17 protein-coding genes are annotated in these 17,611 nt (G+C 65.9%); 5 read left to right on the top strand and 12 right to left on the bottom strand.

What is annotated here, in order from left to right; all coding sequences use genetic code 11:
* Nucleotides 1-28 precede the first annotated feature (28 nt).
* Together MKAN_RS24050 and MKAN_RS24045 are read right to left on the bottom strand one after the other, a co-directional pair.
* Nucleotides 29-223, bottom strand: coding sequence for a DUF3046 domain-containing protein (locus MKAN_RS24050; RefSeq protein ID WP_023372544.1), 195 nt, complete (start codon nt 221-223; stop codon nt 29-31).
* 30 nt (nt 224-253) lie between these two features.
* A complete protein-coding gene (locus MKAN_RS24045) occupies nt 254-1,408 on the bottom strand; it encodes a glycosyltransferase (protein ID WP_023372542.1) in 1,155 nt (384 codons plus the stop codon).
* A gap of 72 nt (nt 1,409-1,480) precedes the next feature.
* On the opposite strand from MKAN_RS24045, the gene MKAN_RS24040 reads away from it, so the two are divergent.
* Nucleotides 1,481-1,921, top strand: a complete 441-nt coding sequence (locus MKAN_RS24040; RefSeq protein WP_023372540.1) for a limonene-1,2-epoxide hydrolase family protein — start codon at nt 1,481-1,483, stop codon at nt 1,919-1,921.
* A 13-nt stretch (nt 1,922-1,934) separates the two neighbouring features.
* Here the strand turns inward: MKAN_RS24040 and pspM are convergent, their stop codons facing one another.
* The 4 genes from pspM to pgsA form a co-directional block, all read right to left on the bottom strand.
* The gene (pspM, locus tag MKAN_RS24035; protein WP_023372538.1) at nt 1,935-2,750 is read right to left on the bottom strand and encodes a phage shock envelope stress response protein PspM; all 816 of its coding nucleotides are present in this window, start codon (nt 2,748-2,750) and stop codon (nt 1,935-1,937) included.
* Nucleotides 2,751-2,759: 9 nt separating this feature from the next.
* Entirely contained in the window at nt 2,760-3,581 is an 822-nt protein-coding gene (gene pspA, locus MKAN_RS24030; RefSeq protein ID WP_023372536.1) for a phage shock protein PspA, read from the bottom strand.
* Between the two features lie 147 nt (nt 3,582-3,728).
* Nucleotides 3,729-4,058, bottom strand: coding sequence for a transcriptional regulator ClgR (gene clgR, locus MKAN_RS24025; protein WP_036392070.1), 330 nt, complete (start codon nt 4,056-4,058; stop codon nt 3,729-3,731).
* 159 nt (nt 4,059-4,217) lie between these two features.
* A complete protein-coding gene (gene pgsA / locus MKAN_RS24020) occupies nt 4,218-4,790 on the bottom strand; it encodes a CDP-diacylglycerol--glycerol-3-phosphate 3-phosphatidyltransferase (protein ID WP_023372532.1) in 573 nt (190 codons plus the stop codon).
* A gap of 84 nt (nt 4,791-4,874) precedes the next feature.
* Here pgsA and MKAN_RS24015 point away from each other — a divergent pair, with 84 nt between their 5' ends.
* On the top strand, nt 4,875-5,408 hold the full coding sequence (locus MKAN_RS24015) for an amino-acid N-acetyltransferase (protein ID WP_023372530.1): 534 nt from the start codon (nt 4,875-4,877) through the stop codon (nt 5,406-5,408).
* A 66-nt stretch (nt 5,409-5,474) separates the two neighbouring features.
* Here the strand turns inward: MKAN_RS24015 and MKAN_RS24010 are convergent, their stop codons facing one another.
* Nucleotides 5,475-7,994 carry an FtsK/SpoIIIE family DNA translocase gene (locus tag MKAN_RS24010; RefSeq protein WP_042312937.1) on the bottom strand — a complete coding sequence of 840 codons (2,520 nt, stop codon included), beginning with the start codon at nt 7,992-7,994 and terminating at the stop codon, nt 5,475-5,477.
* Nucleotides 7,995-8,181: 187 nt separating this feature from the next.
* On the opposite strand from MKAN_RS24010, the gene MKAN_RS24005 reads away from it, so the two are divergent.
* The 3 genes from MKAN_RS24005 to MKAN_RS23995 are packed head-to-tail and all read left to right on the top strand — an operon-like array spanning nt 8,182 to nt 10,205.
* Nucleotides 8,182-8,496 carry a putative quinol monooxygenase gene (locus MKAN_RS24005; protein ID WP_023372526.1) on the top strand — a complete coding sequence of 105 codons (315 nt, stop codon included), beginning with the start codon at nt 8,182-8,184 and terminating at the stop codon, nt 8,494-8,496.
* Nucleotides 8,496-9,329 carry a mycofactocin-coupled SDR family oxidoreductase gene (locus tag MKAN_RS24000; protein ID WP_023372524.1) on the top strand — a complete coding sequence of 278 codons (834 nt, stop codon included), beginning with the start codon at nt 8,496-8,498 and terminating at the stop codon, nt 9,327-9,329. The genes MKAN_RS24005 and MKAN_RS24000 overlap by 1 nt, the downstream gene beginning before the upstream one ends.
* 3 nt (nt 9,330-9,332) lie before the next feature.
* The gene (locus tag MKAN_RS23995) at nt 9,333-10,205 is read left to right on the top strand and encodes an SAM-dependent methyltransferase (protein WP_023372522.1); all 873 of its coding nucleotides are present in this window, start codon (nt 9,333-9,335) and stop codon (nt 10,203-10,205) included.
* Between the two features lie 31 nt (nt 10,206-10,236).
* On the opposite strand, the gene MKAN_RS23990 is transcribed toward MKAN_RS23995, so the two are convergent.
* The 5 genes from MKAN_RS23990 to MKAN_RS23965 form a co-directional block, all read right to left on the bottom strand.
* A complete protein-coding gene (locus MKAN_RS23990) occupies nt 10,237-11,493 on the bottom strand; it encodes a WS/DGAT/MGAT family O-acyltransferase (protein WP_306769721.1) in 1,257 nt (418 codons plus the stop codon).
* Between the two features lie 642 nt (nt 11,494-12,135).
* Nucleotides 12,136-13,812, bottom strand: coding sequence for a ribonuclease J (locus MKAN_RS23985; protein WP_023372518.1), 1,677 nt, complete (start codon nt 13,810-13,812; stop codon nt 12,136-12,138).
* A 19-nt stretch (nt 13,813-13,831) separates the two neighbouring features.
* A complete protein-coding gene (gene dapA / locus MKAN_RS23980) occupies nt 13,832-14,734 on the bottom strand; it encodes a 4-hydroxy-tetrahydrodipicolinate synthase (RefSeq protein WP_036392065.1) in 903 nt (300 codons plus the stop codon).
* Nucleotides 14,735-14,803: 69 nt separating this feature from the next.
* Entirely contained in the window at nt 14,804-15,556 is a 753-nt protein-coding gene (thyX, locus tag MKAN_RS23975) for an FAD-dependent thymidylate synthase (RefSeq protein WP_023372514.1), read from the bottom strand.
* 555 nt (nt 15,557-16,111) lie between these two features.
* A complete protein-coding gene (locus MKAN_RS23965) occupies nt 16,112-17,509 on the bottom strand; it encodes an MFS transporter (RefSeq protein WP_023372510.1) in 1,398 nt (465 codons plus the stop codon).
* Nucleotides 17,510-17,611 lie beyond the last annotated feature (102 nt).

Below are 17,611 nucleotides of genomic sequence, written 5' to 3'. Positions count from 1 at the left end.
GCTGAACGCAGACTCGAAACCCAGAAACTCACCACTGGTCGCGGGGGACGTCGAAATCGGCACACAGCGCCCGCCACACGTCGCGGGGTTCGACACCGTCCTCGATCGCCTGGGCCGCGGTACGACCCCCGAAGCCGGTCAGCACGTGGTCCACCAATACGGATGCCCCATAGGCGGCGCCGAATCGCAGGGTGACCCGCTCGTGGAACTCCGTCAACCGCACGCCAGTCAAGATACCCAGCGGATCGCCGCACTAAAGCGCCTCATGGCACACCCTGACCGGATCGGCGACCTCTGCGGCACCGGCGGCGGCCTGCTGCGCGGCCCCGCGGTAGCCGGGCGACGACAGCACCTCGTTCACCGCGGCCACCAGCGCCTCGGCGGTCAACGGCCGGACCAATCGGCCGCTGCCCTGACGCACCACCCGGTTAGCGATCTCCCACTGGTCCCCGCCGCCGGGTACCACCACCAGGGGAACCCCGGCGAGCAGCGTCTTGGCCACCATCCCATGACCGCCGCCGCAGATCACCAGGTCGGCATGCGTCAATAGCTCGGCCTGGTTTCCCAGCCCGACCACCGCCCAAGCCGGCACCGGCAGATCCCCGCCACCCAGCCGGGAGACCACCACCCGCGAACCCTCCGGCAGCGTGTCACCCGGCGTCAGGCAGCCCAGCGCGACCTCGACCAGTCCGGCCGTCCCGGTCACCGCGGTGGACGGCGCGACGACCACCACCGGCCCGGAGCCCGGGGGTATCGCCAGCACCCGATCGGTCGGCTCGAAATGCAACGGGCCCACCACGACGGCCTCGGCCGGCCAGTCCGGGCGAGGCACCTCCAACGCGGGAAGCGTCGCGATCAGCCGCCGCAGCGGCCCGGGATCGGGTGCCGGCAACCCGATCTGGACCCGGACGGTGGCGCGCTGTCGCAGACCCGCACGCCAGGATCGTCCCGTCAGCGCCCGCATGGTGGCATCGCGCAGCCGGCCGCGGATTCCGGTGCCCGGTGCCAGCCCACTGCCGATCGGCGGCAGACCTTTCGAGGGCAGGTACAGCGGATGCGGGTTGAGTTCGATCCAGGGAATGCCCACCAGCTCGGCGGCCAGGCCCCCGCAGGCGGTGATCACATCAGAGACCACCAGATCGGGCGCCAGCTCGCGCAACGCCGGCGCATTCAGCACCGCCATCTCTGCGGCTCTTCGATGAATCCTGGCCCCGGCGTCCAGATCCTCGTCGGTGGCCGTCAATCCGTCCAATTCGACGGCGTCGATCCCGACCGCGCTGGCGGTTCCCAGCCATTCCACCCCGGTGAACAAGGTGGGCCTGTCACCGGACGCTTGAAAGCGTTGGCATAGCGCAATCGCGGGAAACGAGTGCCCGGGATCCGGCCCGGCGACCACGGCGACGCGCATCGGCCCTACCCTGCCACAGCACCCGGCCACGCGCTCGTCCATGCGCGTCCATGCTCGCCTAGGCTGGCAACCATGACCGAGCTGACCCAGACCACCCCCGAAACCGCAGCCAACGTCCGCACGGTCGAGGGTTTCCTGAACGCCCTACAGAACGAGGACTTCGGCGCCGTAGCAGCGGCGTTCGACGACAACCTCGTCTATGAGAATGTCGGATTTTCCAGGATCCGCGGCGGCCGCCGGACGGTGAAGCTGCTCCGCAGGATGGAAGGGCGCCTCGGGTTCGAGGTCAAGGTCCACCGCATTGCCGCCGACGGCGCGGCGGTACTCACCGAACGGACCGACGCATTGATCCTCGGGCCGCTGCGGCTGCAATTCTGGGTCTGCGGCGTGTTCGAAGTGCACGACGGCAAGATCACCCTTTGGCGGGACTACGTGGATGTCTACGACATGACGAAGGCGCTGCTGCGCGGTCTGGCCGCACTGGTGATCCCACAGCTCAGGACGACGTTGTAGGCAGCGGCGAGCGCTACCGGCGGGGCAGCCCGCCGAGTTCGTCGAACGCCTGTGCCCAACCGACCAGACGATCGGTGGCACCGGCCAGCTCCTCGCGGTAGCGCTGTTGCGATCCCGGCTCACCCACCGCACCACCATTGGCCGATGAGACCAATTGCGCTGCGGCGGTGACCATTTCGTTGTACTGACGGACGCCGGCGCTGAGCTGCGCGGTGAACGCGTTGATGGTGGGCACCAGATGCGACCGCGACGATTCCGAATAGTGCGCCGCCCGCTCCATCGACACCACTTCGGCCGCCGTCGCCGCCATCGCCGCCGAGGTCTGGTTGGCAGCGGCCGTCAAGTCAGCGATCTCGTCGGCCGGCAGCATCGCGCCCCGCTCGATCACACCCAACAACGAGAAGAATCCGCGCTCGGAGGCACCCAACGCCGACATCGCGGGCCGGGCCGCCGAACCGGGCGGGGGTAACCGGCGGGTGTTAGCCGGCCGCGGCGTCGGCAGCGGCTCCGCGCGCAACCAGCGATAGCGGAAGAACAGCAGCGTCGCGGGGATGACCTGAACCACCGCGATCGCTCCGGTGATCTGCAGCAGCAGCGCGAACCAGCCCCAGGCCGCCAGCACCGCCGTCACCGCAGCCCAGAACACGCATCCGGCGCTGAATATCAACGCCCAGCGCAGCGCACGGCGGCGGCGGCGAAGCAATCGGGCCCGCGGATCGGTGGCGGCGCTGATCTTCCGCGCGGCGAGGTCGAAGATCTCGGCGATCATGTCGAGCCAGCGCTGCAGCAACGCACGCCGCCGCCCGCGCTGAGCCGATTTGACCGCCATCAGATGCCCTTACTGGCCGAACGGTTTCTCGGTAATCTGTCCGCCGCCCTCGGCGGCGGGTGTGGCCGGGGTGGCTCCGGGACCGGCGGTACCGCCGGCCGGCAGGGCTTCTCCGCGCATCGACGCCCGGATCTGCTCCAGCCGGGAATGACCGGCCATCTGGATGCCGGCTTGCTGGACCTCGAGCATGCGGCCCTGCACCGACGATTGCGCAAGCTCGGCCTGACCAAGCGCGGTGGCGTAGCGGCGTTCGATCTTGTCGCGTACCTCGTCGAGGCTGGGCACATTGCCCGGGGCGGCGAGCTCGCTCATCGACCGCAGCGATGCGCTGACCTGCTCCTGCATCTTCGCCTGCTCGAGCTGGCTGAGCAGCTTGGTGCGTTCGGCGATCTTCTGCTGCAACACCATGGAATTCTGCTCGACGGCCTTCTTGGCCTGAGCGGCCGCGTTGAGCGCCTGGTCATGCAGGGTCTTGAGGTCTTCGACGCTCTGCTCGGCGGTCACCAGCTGTGCGGCGAACGCCTCGGCGGCATTGTTGTACTCGGCCGCCTTGGCTGCGTCGCCGGCCGCGGTGGCCTGGTCGGCCAGCGTCAGCGCCTGACGGACGTTGACCTGAAGCTTTTCGATGTCGGCCAGCTGCCGGTTGAGCCGCATCTCCAGCTGGCGCTGGTTGCCGATCACCTGCGCCGCCTGCTGAGTCAGCGCTTGATGAGTGCGCTGCGCTTCCTCGATGGCCTGCTGGATCTGCACTTTGGGGTCGGCGTACTCGTCAATCTTGGAGCTGAACAGCGCCATCAGGTACTTCCACGCCTTGACGAACGGATTGGCCATCGGTTAGCTCCGCCTTCGCTTTCTTGTGTGCCGGATGGACCCTGCATCGCCCACCGGTTACCCTGCCGCTCAATTTATCGGGTCAGGCCCGATCTCCCCACCCGTGGTTGCATAACTGGCCGGCACCAACTTCCGCCCAGGTGATGCTCAGGCCACCGCCAGCGACGCGACCGCAGGAATGACCACCTTGGTGCTGACGTCGATGCTGGCACCGGCCACCGAGGGGGCACGTGCCGCACGCTCCTCGCCGGCCAACCGCTCGCCGGCGACGATGAGGACCTCCGAGAGCGGGACCTCCAACGCCTCGCAAATGGCGTTGAGCAGCTCGCTGGAAGGCTCCTTGCGGCCGCGTTCGACTTCCGACAGGTACCCGAGGCTCACCCGTGCTGAATCGGACACCTCCCGCAGCGTCCGGCCCTGCGAAGTCCGAGCCCCGCGCAACACGTCGCCAATGACCTCGCGTACCAATGACGCCATCGTGGTCTCCTTCATCCGGTCACGCCCCGATATCTCAACCACATCCGATCGCAACCCGATCGCAATGGTCCCTTGGTCAACGCCGAGCAGGCTGATGCGGTTCCCGGGGGCGGAGGAGTACGGTCGCCGGAAATATCCCGAAGTACCTGATAACGCCGGTTACTTAGTCCCGGGGCCGCCCGCGCGAATCTCCCTGACTGTGGATGCCACGTAATCGACACCGGTCACCACGGTCAGCACGATGGCAGCGGCCATCACCACCACAGCCGCCGTGTGCAGCGCGCCCGAAAGCGGCAACACGAACAAGCCGATCGCCACCGCCTGGACCACGGTCTTGAGTTTGCCGCCCCAACTGGCGGGAATGACACCGCGGCGAATCACAGCCAGCCGCAGCACCGTCACCCCGATCTCGCGGGCCAGGATCAACACCGTGACCCACCAGGGCAGGTCGCCCAACATCGACAGGCCGATCAGCGCGGCCCCGATCAGGGTCTTGTCGGCAATGGGATCGACGAATGCGCCGAATTCGGTCGCCATGCCGTAGTTGCGGGCCAGCAAGCCATCAAACCGGTCGGTAATGCTGGCGACGGCAAATATCGCCCATGCCGCGACTCGGGCAGGCGTTTGATGGCCGCCGTCGTAGAACAGTGCGTACAAGAAAATCGGCACCAGCACCAGCCGCAGGCCGGTCAGAATATTGGCGAGGTTGGCAATACGGGCGGTTCCTGGCATCTGACCTGTTTGCGGCTGCCCGGGCACGGCAACAGAATAACGGTTGACCAGCTCACCCGTCTTCGATGTCGATACTGTTCTCCCGTGACCGAAAGTCGACGGGATTTCCAACCGGTAGTCCGACGCGCCCGCACGTCGGATGTGCCTTCGATCAAGAAACTCGTCGACACCTATGCGGGAAAGATCCTGCTGGAAAAGAACCTGGTAACGCTTTACGAAGCGGTGCAGGAATTCTGGGTGGCCGAACACCCCAGCGACCCAGGCAACCCGAAAAAGATAGTCGGTTGTGGGGCGCTCCACGTGTTGTGGGCCGATCTCGGGGAAATCCGTACCGTCGCGGTCGACCCCGCCATGACGGGTCGCGGCATCGGCCACGCCATCGTCGACCGGTTGCTCGAGGTTGCCCGCGAACTTCAGCTGGAGCGGCTGTTCGTGTTGACTTTCGAGACCGAATTCTTTGCCCGGCACGGATTTACCGAGATCGAGGGCACGCCGGTCACCGCCGAGGTGTTCGAGGAGATGTGCCGGTCCTATGACATCGGGGTCGCCGAATTCTTGGACCTGAGCTACGTCAAGCCCAACATCCTGGGCAACTCCCGGATGCTGCTCGTCTTGTGAGCTCGCGACCAGACACAGAATGGCACTCCCGAGGCCGGCGGAGTGCGATTCTGTGTCTGCTCGGCGTTACTCGGGGTCGCCGTCGGCGCCGCTGCCGCCCCGGATCAATGCCAGCGTTCCCGCCAGCTCGTCGGGCTTGACCAGCACCTCACGCGCCTTGGAACCCTCGCTGGGCCCGACGATGCCGCGAGTCTCCATCAGGTCCATCAACCGGCCGGCCTTTGCGAAACCCACCCGCAGCTTGCGCTGCAGCATCGACGTCGAACCGAACTGGCTGGACACCACCAGCTCCACGGCCTGCAGGAAGACGTCCATGTCGTCGCCGATATCCGGGTCCCGACCATCCGAGTCGGTGCGCTCGGCGGCGGGCTTGGCGGTGGTGACGCCCTCGGTGTATTCGGGTTCGGCCTGGTCCTTGCAGGCGGTGACGACGGCGTGGATCTCCTCGTCGGTGATGTAGGCGCCCTGCAGCCGGATCGGCTTGCTGGCGCCCATCGGCAGGAACAGGCCATCGCCCATGCCGATCAGCTTTTCCGCGCCCGCCTGGTCCAGGATCACCCGGCTGTCGGTGAGCGACGACGTCGCAAACGCCAGCCGGGACGGCACATTGGTCTTGATCAGGCCGGTGACCACGTCGACCGACGGGCGCTGGGTGGCCAATACCAGATGAATGCCAGCTGCCCGCGCCTTCTGGGTGATCCGCACGATGGCGTCCTCGACGTCACGCGGGGCGGTCATCATCAGGTCGGCCAGCTCGTCGACGATCGCCACGACGTAGGGGTACGGCCGGTACACCCGCTGGCTGCCCAGCGGCGCGGTGATCGCGCCGGATCGCACCTTGTCGTTGAAGTCGTCAATGTGGCGCACCCGCGACGCCTGCATGTCCTGGTAGCGCTGCTCCATCTCCTCGACCAACCACGCCAGCGCGGCCGCGGCCTTCTTCGGCTGAGTGATGATCGGTGTAATCAGATGCGGGATGCCTTCATACGGTGTCAGTTCCACCATCTTCGGGTCGATCAGGATCATCCTGACCTCTTCCGGAGTGGCCCGCGTCAACAGCGATATCAGCATGGAGTTGACGAAGCTGGACTTGCCGGAGCCGGTGGAGCCGGCGACCAGCAGGTGCGGCATCTTGGCCAGGTTGGCCGAGATGAAGTCACCTTCGATGTCCTTGCCCAGCCCGATCACCAGCGGATGGTGGTCGCGACGGGTCGACGGCGCCGTCAGCACGTCGGCCAGCCGCACCATCTCCCGGTCGGTATTGGGCACCTCGATACCGACGGCCGACTTGCCCGGGATCGGGGCCAGCATCCGCACACTCTCGGTCGCCACGGCGTAGGCGATGTTCTTCTGCAACGCGGTGATCTTCTCGACCTTGACGCCGGGCCCCAGTTCGACCTCGTACCGGGTGACGGTGGGCCCGCGGGTGCAGCCGGTAACGGCCGCGTCCACCTTGAACTGAGTGAGCACTTCGCCGATGGCGGCGGCCATGTGGTTGTTGGCCGCACTTCGTTTCTTGGGCGGATCGCCGGCCACCAGCAGGTCCAGCGAGGGCAATGTGTAGGGACCTTCGACGACGCGGTCCAGTACTTGGGTGTCCTGCTTCTTGGGGCTGCGCTTGCGGCCGCGCCCGACCGCCGGTTCGGGAACGGTCGGTACATCGTCGTCAGCCGGCGGGCAGCTCTCGGGCCCCAGCGGGACCTCGTCGTAGTAGCCGTCGGAGAAGTCCTCGCGCGCGACCTCGACGGTGTCCGCATCGTCGCCCGCGAAGTCGTCACAGCCCTGGTCGTATTCGTGGTCTTCGAGGTAGTCACGCTGGAATAGCCGCGTGCCGAAGATGTGCCGCAGGGCGTCGGGCACCTCGCGGACCGTGGTTCCGGTGAGCAGTAGCAGCCCGAACAGCGCACCGATGAACAACAGTGGCGCGGCGATCCACGCGGTCAGCCCGTCCGACAACGGCCCGCCGATCGCAAAACCGATGAACCCGGCCGCGTGCCCGCGCAACGCCGGGGTTTCCGGCGAACCGGCCCACAAGTGCCGTAATCCCAGGAAAGACGATGCGATCAGGCTGGATCCCAGGATCAGCCGCGGGCGGGTGTCGGGATTGGGCTGGGTCCGCATCAGCACGATTGCCGTGGCGACGAGGACGATGGGCAGCAGCACGACGGCCGAGCCGATGAGTATCCGCAGCACCACGTCGACCCACACCCCGACGGGCCGGGCGGCGTGGAACCAGGAACCGGCGGCGACGACCACGGCAAGGCCCAGCAGGACCAGTGCCACACCGTCGCGGCGATGTCCGGGTTCGATGTCACGCGCGCGCCCGATCGACCGTGCCGCGCCCCCGGTGCCCCTGGCCGCCATCAGCCAGGTCGCGCGCAGGGCCCGGCCGCAGGCCAGCCCGGTCGATGCCAGCAGGGATTGGTTGCGCCGCCGCGGGGGCCGGCTCACCCGCTTGACCGGCCTGGTCGGGCTCTTCCGGCCCGTCCTAGGCGCAGCCGACCGCGCGGTGCGCGTCGCCCCTCGCGAAGTGGCTTTTGACCTGCTCGTTCTGCCTCCGGAGCGGGCAACGGTCCGATTCGCCATGCCGGCAAGCCTAGTCGCAAATACATCTTCTGCACCACATGCCACACTGGTAACGCTCGCTTCGCCAACCCGTGCTCGCGTTGTGACCGGCGGGCGTGAGTAGGGTGGCCAGAGGTGACAATGGTCATCCGCGGTCATGCCGCGTCACGCCGCCGATAATCCGCCACAGTTCCCAGGAGGCCCCAGCATGCCCGTCGTCGTCGTCGCCACGCTGACCGTCAAGCCCGAGTCGGTCGACACCGTCCGCGACATCTTGACCACCGCGGTCGAAGAGGTGCACGGCGAACCCGGCTGCGAGCTGTACTCCCTGCACCAAACGGGTGCGACATTCGTCTTCGTCGAGCAATGGGCCGACGCCGACGCGCTCAAAGTCCACAGCACCGCTCCCGCGGTGGCCAAGATGTTCCAGGCGGCCGGTGACCACTTGGTCGGTGCCCCCGACATCAAGATGTTGCAGCCCATCCCGGCGGGCGATCCGGGCAAAGGGCAGCTTCGGCCCTGATGGCACGGTCGTCACAGGGGCCGCTGAGCGGCCGGGTCGCCTTCGTCACCGGAGCCGCGCGCGGTCAGGGTCGCGCCCACGCGATTCAGCTGGCGGCCGACGGCGCAAACGTGATCGCGATCGATCTGTGCGAGCAGATCGCCAGCGTGCCCTACCCGCTGGGCACCGCCGACGACCTGGCACACACCGTCAAACTCGTCGAGGAGACCGGCGCGCGCATCGTGGCACAACGAGCTGACGTCCGCGATCGTGCGTCGCTGGCCGCCGCGCTACGGGCGGGTCTCGACGAGTTCGGCCGGGTCGATATCGTCGTCGCCAATGCCGGGATCGCCCCGATGCAGTCGGGCGCCGACGGCTGGCGCGACGTCATCGACGTCAACCTCACCGGTGTCTACCACACCGTGGATGTCGCGATACCCGCCATGATCTCCCAAGGGGCTGGGGGCTCGATCGTGCTGATCAGTTCGGCGGCGGGACTGGCCGGCTTCGGCAGCGCCGATGCCGGCTCCATCGGCTATACCGCCGCCAAACACGGACTGGTGGGGTTGATGCGGCTATACGCCAATTTGCTTGCTCCCCATAATATTCGAGTTAACTCCGTGCATCCGTCGGCGGTCGGCACCCCGATGATCGACAACGAGTTCACCGCGCAGTGGCTTGCCGACATGGCCGCTCAGACCGGCTCGGCGTCGGGCGCGGGCAACGCGTTGCCGGTAAAGATTCTGCAGGCAGAGGACGTCGCCAATGCCGTGGCATGGCTGGTGTCCGACGAAGCCCGATACATCACCGGCGTGGCGTTGCCGGTCGACGCGGGTTGTGTGAACAAGAGGTAGCTGATGGCCCGAAATCCCGCTGCACAGACTGCATTCGGCCCCATGGTCTTATCGGCCGTCGAACAAAACGAGCCACCCGAGCACCGGCTGGTGGATGACGACCTCGCGGAACTGTTCTTGCCCAGGCCGCTGCGCTGGCTCGTCAGCGCCACCCGGCCGACGACACTGCGGCGCCTGTTCATCGCGGGGTCGGAGTGGTCGGGCCGCGGGCTGTGGGCGAACCTGGTGTGCCGCAAGCGATTCATCGGCGACAAACTCGCCGCGGCGCTCGACGACATCGACGCGGTCGTCATCCTGGGCGCCGGATTGGACACGCGCGCCTATCGATTGACCCGCCAGGTTCGCATCCCGGTCTTCGAAGTGGACCTGCCGGTCAACATCGCTCGCAAGGCCAAGACGGTCCGGCGGGTGCTGGGCGAGTTGCCGCTCTCAGTCCGGTTGGTAGCCTTGGATTTCGAGCGCGACGATTTGCTCACCGCGCTGGCCGAGCACGGATATCGCACCGACTACCGGGTCTTCTTCATCTGCGAAGGTGTCACCCAATACCTCACCGAACGCGCCGTCCGGCGCACGTTGGACGGACTTCGGGCCACCGCACCGGGTAGTCGCTTGGTGTTCACCTACGTGCGCCGCGACTTCATCGACGGGAGTAACCGGTACGGCACCCGGACGCTGTATCGCGCCGTCCGGCAGCGACGTCAGCTGTGGCATTTCGGCTTACTGCCCGAGCAGGTGGCCGATTTTCTCGCCGAGTACGGTTGGCGGCTGGTGGAACAGGCCGGGCCTGATGAACTCGTCCAGCGCTATGTCGAGCCCACCGGCCGCAAACTCAAGGCCTCGCAGATCGAGTGGTCGGCGTATGCGGAGAAGATCTAGACATCTGCCTCGTCAGCAACAGAGCCGGCCGTTAGACGATCGCGACGCTCAGACCGAACTCCGTCAGCGTTTCTGCGGCCAGCTCACGTAGGTCAGACTTGGCATTTAGGTCGAGTTCGTAGACGAGGACGGCGATAGAAACCTTGTCGCCGATGCGGCCGCCCGACACGGCGGTCATGCCACGCACCTGCTCGACGATTTGTCGGGTCACGTGCTGCGTGACCCCTCGCACGAATAATGAATCCGCATCGCTGCCGTCGGGCCGGCCAATCATCGGGTCGATGTCGCCAAGGTAGGAGCAGCCCACTGCCGGAGTCGCCAACAATGTGCCGGTCATTCGTTTTGCCAGCCACTCGGGCGTCAACGGGATCAACGGTTGCAGCTGCGCCGACTCGGCAACTGCCTCCGGCAACGCGGCGAGAGCGTGTTTGATGCTCGTCCGTACACCGGACAAATCCGTTGTGAGGCCACTCGGGTCGACATCGACGTTGGCAAGCGAGAATGCGTTCGCACGCAGGTCGCCCTCGGAGCGGTCATTGACGGTGATACCCACCCGGATCCGGCCGTCGTCGGCACGCCGACATCCCACCCGCTCGGCAAGTTTCGCGGCGAACGCTGTGAACAGCGAGTTACTCGTGCCACCAAGAGCTTTCGCCCGGTGATCCCAATCGTCAAGATCAACAAAGATGACGATAGCCGGTACCGCAACAACGTCACCCGTGCCGGCACCGATGACGAGCGGCCGCGATAACACGGACGGGGCAATATTTCGCTTGCGACGCCGGGCAGGCTTCGTCGCCGCCACCAGTGCCCGGGCAGCTTCGGGTAAGCCCTGCACGGTTTGGCGGGCATCGGACAGCGCTGTAACCAGTCGAGTACCTGAACGCGGCGGCGGGTAGCCGAGATCGCGCACGTTGCCTTCGATCGCATCGGCAATCGCGAGACCGCCGCCGACCCCGTCGACCAAGCAGTGCGAAGCCACCAGGCTGACGCCCGTCGAGCCGTCGGAAAACGATTGCACGCCGAGATGCCAGCCGGGGCCCCATTCCGGATCGACAGGCAGATGCGCCCGTTCATCGGCCCAGTCGATCAACTCCGCACGCGGACGGGAGTGCCCGGCGATATCGATGTCCGGCGAGACCCCCGGTGAGATCCACCGATGCCGGGCAAATGGCAGCGGAGAACGCTCGATCCGCCGTCCCAACAACCCGTGGCCGAGATTGCGCTGAAAACGCCTCAGACCATCCAGGTCTACCTGGCGCTGGTAAACCCACACCCACTGAGCCACCGGTGCCAGACCGGTCGCGCGCAGTGCGAGAAACCTCGCTTGATCATTGAACGCGAGTCGATTGTCTAGCGGCACAGCATTTCATCTGACGTCATGCGCCGCCGCCAACGCCGGCAGATCGATTCCCCTTGCCGCACTCCGGAATCGGACACGGGACGTAGCGAGTGCATGCTTCCCCGTACGCCATGCAATGAAGGCGGTAGCTGCCGGCCGCTAACCGACGGCGTTCCTGCTAACCGATGACCTCAACCACGAAGACGGGGCTCGCATACGCGGTTTCCACTTGCTGGAAGAGTGACTCATGGCAGACGGTGTTGCGGGACATATCTCTCCTCGGCATTGAACTACGGCACGAAAATAGGACGTGAACTGGAAAAGTCTTCCGGCACAAAGTCATCAAGCCGGGAGCCACTACCGTTACCCCTAGCAACAGTAGTCATTGTAGCTTTTTCCTTCTGCCGCATAGTAGGGCAGGCGAGCGGGAAACGCCAATCGACGTCGGGCGTCGTGGAACCCGTCGCCACATCATCGTGCAGGCATCGGCGGGGCGACGGGTGCATTTGCCTGCTCCTCGATCGACTGCGCCTGGGTAAGCCCGGGCAGTTGGGCGCTCGAATGGCCCGCTACGACGAGGTTCGAGGGTCAGACCTCGATCACCGTGGGCACGATCATCGGCTGGCGGCGGTAGGTTTCGCCCACCCACTTGCCGACCGTGCGACGCACGCCCTGCGCGATCCGGGTGGGATCGGTGACGTTGGCGGCGACCAGCGATTCCAGCTCCGCTTCGACCTTGCGCACGGCGGGTTCCAGCGCCTTGGGATCTTCGGAAAAGCCGCGCGAATACAGATGCGGCGCCGCCACCGGGCGCCCGGTGCCACGCTTGACCACCACGGTCACCGCGACAAAACCCGACGACAGGATCAGCCGTTCACCCAGGGTGATTTCGCCGACGTCGCCGGTGATCAGCCCGTCGACGAACATCTTTCCGACCGGCACGGCACCGGCGATCGATGCTCTGCCGCCAACCAGATCGACGCTGACCCCGTTCTCGGCCAACAAGATCGACTCTTCCGGAACTCCGGTGCCGGCCGCGAGCTTGGCGTTGGCGCGCAGCATTCGCCAAGTCCCGTGTACCGGCATCACGTGGCGCGGCCGTACCCCGTTGTACAGAAACAGCAGCTCGCCGCTGTATGCGTGTCCGGAAACATGCACCCGCGCTTGGGCATTGGTGACAACGCGAGCTCCGATCTTGGAGAGCTCGTCGATGACGCCGTAGACCGCCTCCTCGTTTCCGGGGATCAGCGACGACGACAACACGATGAGATCACCCGAAGTCAGAGTGATACGGCGATGTTCGCCGCGCGACATCCGAGACAACGCCGACATCGGTTCGCCCTGCGTGCCGGTGGTGATCAGCACCACCTGTTCGGCCGGCATCATCTCCGCGGCGGCGATGTCGATCAAGTCGGAATCCGCCACCCGCAGGAAACCCAATTCCCTTGCGATGCCCATGTTGCGCACCATCGACCGGCCCACGAATGACACTCGCCGGCCCAAAGCCACTGCGGCGTCGATGATTTGCTGAACCCGGTCCACATTGGAGGCAAAGCATGCCACGATGACCCGGCCCTCGGCGCCCCGGATCAACCGGTGCAGCGTGGGGCCCACTTCGCTTTCCGATGGTCCGACACCGGGGATCTCGGCGTTGGTGGAGTCGCACAAGAACAGGTCCACGCCGGCGTCGCCGAGCCGGGACATGCCGGGCAGGTCGGTGGGACGTCCGTCGAGCGGCAGTTGGTCGAGCTTGATGTCGCCGGTGTGCAGGACGGTGCCCGCACCCGTATAGACCGCGATGGCCAGTGCGTCGGGGATGGAGTGGTTGACCGCGAAATATTCGCACTCGAAGACTCCGTGTCTGCTGCTCTGCCCCTCGGCCACCTCGACGAACACCGGCTTGATCCGATGCTCACGGCATTTGGCGGCGACCAGCGCCAGGGTGAACCTGGAGCCGACGACGGGAATGTCGGGACGCAGCTTGAGCAGGAAGGGAATGGCCCCGATGTGGTCCTCGTGCGCGTGCGTCAACACCAGCGCCTCGATGTCGTCGAGGCGGTCTTCGATATGACGCAGATCGGGCAAGATCAAGTCGACACCCGGCTCGTCATGGGTGGGGAACAGCACCCCGCAGTCGATGATCAGCAGCCGGCCCAGATGCTCGAAAACCGTCATGTTGCGGCCGATTTCGCCGACGCCGCCGAGCGCGGTGACCCGTAGTCCGCCCGCGGCCAACGGAGCTGGCGGCGGAAGGTCTTCGTTCACGGGTGGCTCGCCCTATGACTCACCGAAGCACCGAAACTGCACGCATGTCGGCGGCTAACATGTCGATCTGCTCCGGTGTTGCGGGCATCTGCGGCAGCCGGGGGTCTCCGACGTCGATGCCCTGCAGCCGCAGGCCCGCTTTGGCCATGGTGACGCCGCCCAGACGGCTCATAGCCTTGCACAAGGGGCTTACCGCGACGTTGATCTTGCGAGCGGTGGCGATGTCGCCCGACTGGAAGGCCGAAAGCAACTCGCGAAGCTGCCCTGCCGCCAGATGACCGATCACGCTGATGAACCCGATGGCGCCCATTGCCAGCCAAGGCAGGTTGAGCGCGTCGTCGCCGGAGTAATAGGCCAGTCCGGTGTCGGCGATGATCTGGGCGCCGCTGGGCAGGTCGGCTTTGGCGTCTTTGACCCCGACGATGTTGGGGTGCGACGCCAGCGCACGGATGGTTTCGGGCTCGATCGGTACGCCGGACCTGCCCGGGATGTCGTAGAGCAGCACCGGCAGATCGGTCGCGTCGGCAACGGCGGTGAAGTGTGCCAGCAATCCGCTCTGCGGCGGCTTCGAGTAGTACGGGGTGACCACCAGCAGCCCGTGCGCACCTTCGGCAGCGCAGGACTTGGCCAGCCGGACGCTGTGCGCGGTGTCGTAGGTGCCGGCGCCGGCGATCACCCGGGCCCGGTCACCCACCGCCTCCAGGACCGCACGCAGCAACCCGAGCTTCTCGTCGTCGGTGGTCGTCGGCGACTCACCGGTGGTGCCCGAAACCACCAGGCCATCGCATCCCTGGTCCACCAGGCGATTCGCCAGACGCGCCGCGGCGGCGGTGTCCAGGGACCCATCGGCGCCGAATGGTGTCACCATCGCGGTCAGCAGTGTCCCCAAGCGCGCTGGGACGTCGAATCCGACGGTGCTCACGTTGTCCAAGGTTACCTGGCGCCGCCAAGCTTTTTGGCAGCAGCGTCAGCGCGCGTGCCGGGCCGAAGCTCAGGCTTCTGTGGCTAACGGACTCGTCGCCACCTCGCTGCCGTCGGCCAGGGTTGTGACCTCGAAGTCGGCGAACACCGCGGGTGCGCTGTCGGCGAGTTGACGCAGGCACTCGATGGCCAGCCGCCGGATCTCCACATCGGCGTGCTCGCTGGCCCGCATGGCGATGAAGTGCCGCCACGCCCGGTAGTTGCCGGTGACAACGATGCGGGTCTCGGTGGCGTTGGGCAGCACGGCACGGGCGGCCTGGCGTGCCTGTTTGCGCCGCAGCACGGCGTTGGGCTGGTCGGCGAACTTGGCCTCCAGCTTGGTCAGCAACTCGGTGTAGGTGGCGCGGCCGGCGTCGGCGGCGGCGGTCAGGATCTGCTGCAGTTCGGGGTCGTCCTCCATTCCCGGGGGCACGACGACCTGCGAGTCACCTTCCGGCACGTAGCGCTGCGACAGCTGCGAATAAGAGAAGTGGCGGTGCCGGATCAGCTCATGGGTGCACGACCGCGAAATCCCGGTGATGTAGAAGGACACGCTCGCGTGCTCGAGCACCGAGAAATGACCGACGTCGATGATGTGCTTGAGGTAGCCGGCGTTGGTCGCAGTTCTGGGGTTGGGCTTGGACCAGCTCTGGTAACACGCCCGGCCGGCAAACTCCACCAGCGCCGAGCCGCCGTCGGCGTCGGTGGTCCACGGCACGTCGGGCGGCGTCAAGAACTCGGTCTTGGCGATCAGGTGCACGCGTAGCGGGGCGGTTTGGGCCACGGCGCTCACCCTAGCGGGGCGATCCGGGACATCCCAGCAGACCGCATGACCATTACGGGTCACCTCTTAGTACCAGCCAGGTGGCAATCCGCCCGGAAAACACTCACCGCCGGTGCCGCATGGTGGCCATGCCGGCGGTGCGGGAGGCGGCGATGGGTACGGTTGGCCCGGGGGCGGAGGCGGGGGCGCCGGGCATGGCGAAAACCTGGTACCACCCAAGCCGAAGGGTGGCCACGGTTCCGGGAAGGTGGGAGTCGGTTCACCCGGTGCCGGTGGCGGTTCCCATGGCGGCCAACACCGCGGCGAACACTGACCGCCCATTCCGCACGGTGGCCACGATTGCGGCGGCGGCGAGTCTGATGTCGGGGGTGCATCTGGCAGCGACGGTGTTGGCGTTGCCGGTTCCGATGGCGTTGCCGGTTCCGATGGCGGCGGATCGGCGTGAGCCACGACGCCAATGCCGAGCGCAGCGATACCCAGCGCGCCCGCGAGGCAGAATTTGGCCAATTTCTGCTTCAACTTCAATGCAAAATTCCTTTCACGTCACGCGCAAATTCATCGACCGGTCGTGACAGTTGTGCGAGATTGACCAGCCCACTCGCTTCTCTGCGGGGCTTGCGATCCGCCGCCGTCCGCACTTGCGGCAATCGACAATTCCCGCTGCAGGTAACGCGACGACTTCTGCCGCAATGGGGCGGTTTGCGCAATCGATCCACGGGTACGGTGGTTTAGCCGGCGCAATCCAAAAGCAGCGACCATGCCGACGAGAACCATTACGGTCCAAGGAAGTTCGTGCGCGTTGAAACGACGTGCGGCGCTCATCAGTGATCCGATACCGAGATTGCCGACGAGGACTCCAAGCCCAATGATGGTGCTATAGAACCCGTAGTGGGTCGCCACCAGCCGTTCACCGGAGAGTACGACGACGGCACGCATCTCGAACGGAAACATCACCGTCGAAGCGATGGACAGCAGCAACGTCGACATCAACAACGCCGCCACGGCGGCCGCGGTACCCAGCTCGTGGGCGGTGGGAACGAGCGCGAGCGGCACGAACGATGCAGCCATCACCACCGCCCCGACGAATAGGCTCCGTTGAGCCCCCCAACGGGAGGCCAGCCAGCGGGTGATGTGTTGTTGGCCGACGACCGACAGCAGACCCGATACCGCGAACATGGCTGCTACCAAGAGTGATTGCTGATGCGGAGCCAAGGCCGAGGCCTGAATCGGAAGCGCGAGGTATATCTGGAAAGTCAGCAGGTAGCGGCCGGTCATACAGGCGGCAAACCAGACGAAGGACCGGTTGCTCACGATCATGCGCCAGTCCTGCAGGATGGAACGCTTAACAATGCCCAACTGGGGGCCCAACTCGCGCGGATCGGCACGGTGGTGGGGCAGCGCCAGCAGCTGCGCGACAGTAAGCGCGGCGAAGACACCCGCGGCGCCGAGGACGACGATCCTGAAATTCATCGTCAGCAGCGCAAATCCCACCAACGGACCCAACAAGGCTCCCGACTGGTAGAAGACGCTGTACAGCGCGAACGCCTCAACCCCGCGGTCACCGGAGTCAGCGGCAAGATAGGCGCGCACCGCGGGGGTGAACAGCGCGCCGGCGATACCCGTTCCGGCGGCGGCGATCACCAACATCGGTAACGAATGCGCGACGGCCAACATGGTGTACGCGACGGTCTGCAGCAAGCAACCGGCCGCGATCGGCGGCTTGTAGCCAAGTCGGTCCGCCCACGTGCCACCCACCAAAAACATGCCCTGGTTGGACAAGGTACGGACACCCATCAACAAACCCACGGCCCACGTAGGCAACCCGAGTGGCCCGGTCAAATACCCCACCAAGTACGGCATCAGCATGAAGGAGCCGATGTTGACGCCGAATTGGTTGATCATCAGCACACGACTGGGGTAATTGAAACTCCGGAACTGAGTGAGTAGCCCCATCAGTGCGCAACTCCTGTCAGCTCAACCACCGTGATCGCCGATGTAAGCGACAACCAACAGCAACCTCTGATCTCTGCGGCCGAAGTGATTCATGACACCGAA

This window comes from Mycobacterium kansasii ATCC 12478 (genome assembly GCF_000157895.3).
Classification (GTDB): Bacteria; Actinomycetota; Actinomycetes; order Mycobacteriales; family Mycobacteriaceae; genus Mycobacterium; species Mycobacterium kansasii.
This window is presented reverse-complemented; position numbering and strand designations above follow the sequence as displayed.

Bases quoted from the DNA above. Each gene is read 5' to 3' on its own strand.
- clgR (WP_036392070.1), bottom strand. From the start codon at position 4,058: ATGGCGTCATTGGTACGCGAGGTCATTGGCGACGTGTTGCGCGGGGCT.
- MKAN_RS23995 (WP_023372522.1), top strand. From the start codon at position 9,333: ATGGCCCGAAATCCCGCTGCACAGACTGCATTCGGCCCCATGGTCTTA.
- pspA (WP_023372536.1), bottom strand. From the start codon at position 3,581: ATGGCCAATCCGTTCGTCAAGGCGTGGAAGTACCTGATGGCGCTGTTC.
- MKAN_RS24010 (WP_042312937.1), bottom strand. From the start codon at position 7,994: ATGGCGAATCGGACCGTTGCCCGCTCCGGAGGCAGAACGAGCAGGTCA.
- MKAN_RS24000 (WP_023372524.1), top strand. From the start codon at position 8,496: ATGGCACGGTCGTCACAGGGGCCGCTGAGCGGCCGGGTCGCCTTCGTC.
- MKAN_RS24045 (WP_023372542.1), bottom strand. From the start codon at position 1,408: ATGCGCGTCGCCGTGGTCGCCGGGCCGGATCCCGGGCACTCGTTTCCC.
- MKAN_RS23965 (WP_023372510.1), bottom strand. From the start codon at position 17,509: ATGGGGCTACTCACTCAGTTCCGGAGTTTCAATTACCCCAGTCGTGTG.
- MKAN_RS24005 (WP_023372526.1), top strand. From the start codon at position 8,182: ATGCCCGTCGTCGTCGTCGCCACGCTGACCGTCAAGCCCGAGTCGGTC.
- pgsA (WP_023372532.1), bottom strand. From the start codon at position 4,790: ATGCCAGGAACCGCCCGTATTGCCAACCTCGCCAATATTCTGACCGGC.
- pspM (WP_023372538.1), bottom strand. From the start codon at position 2,750: ATGGCGGTCAAATCGGCTCAGCGCGGGCGGCGGCGTGCGTTGCTGCAG.
- MKAN_RS24040 (WP_023372540.1), top strand. From the start codon at position 1,481: ATGACCGAGCTGACCCAGACCACCCCCGAAACCGCAGCCAACGTCCGC.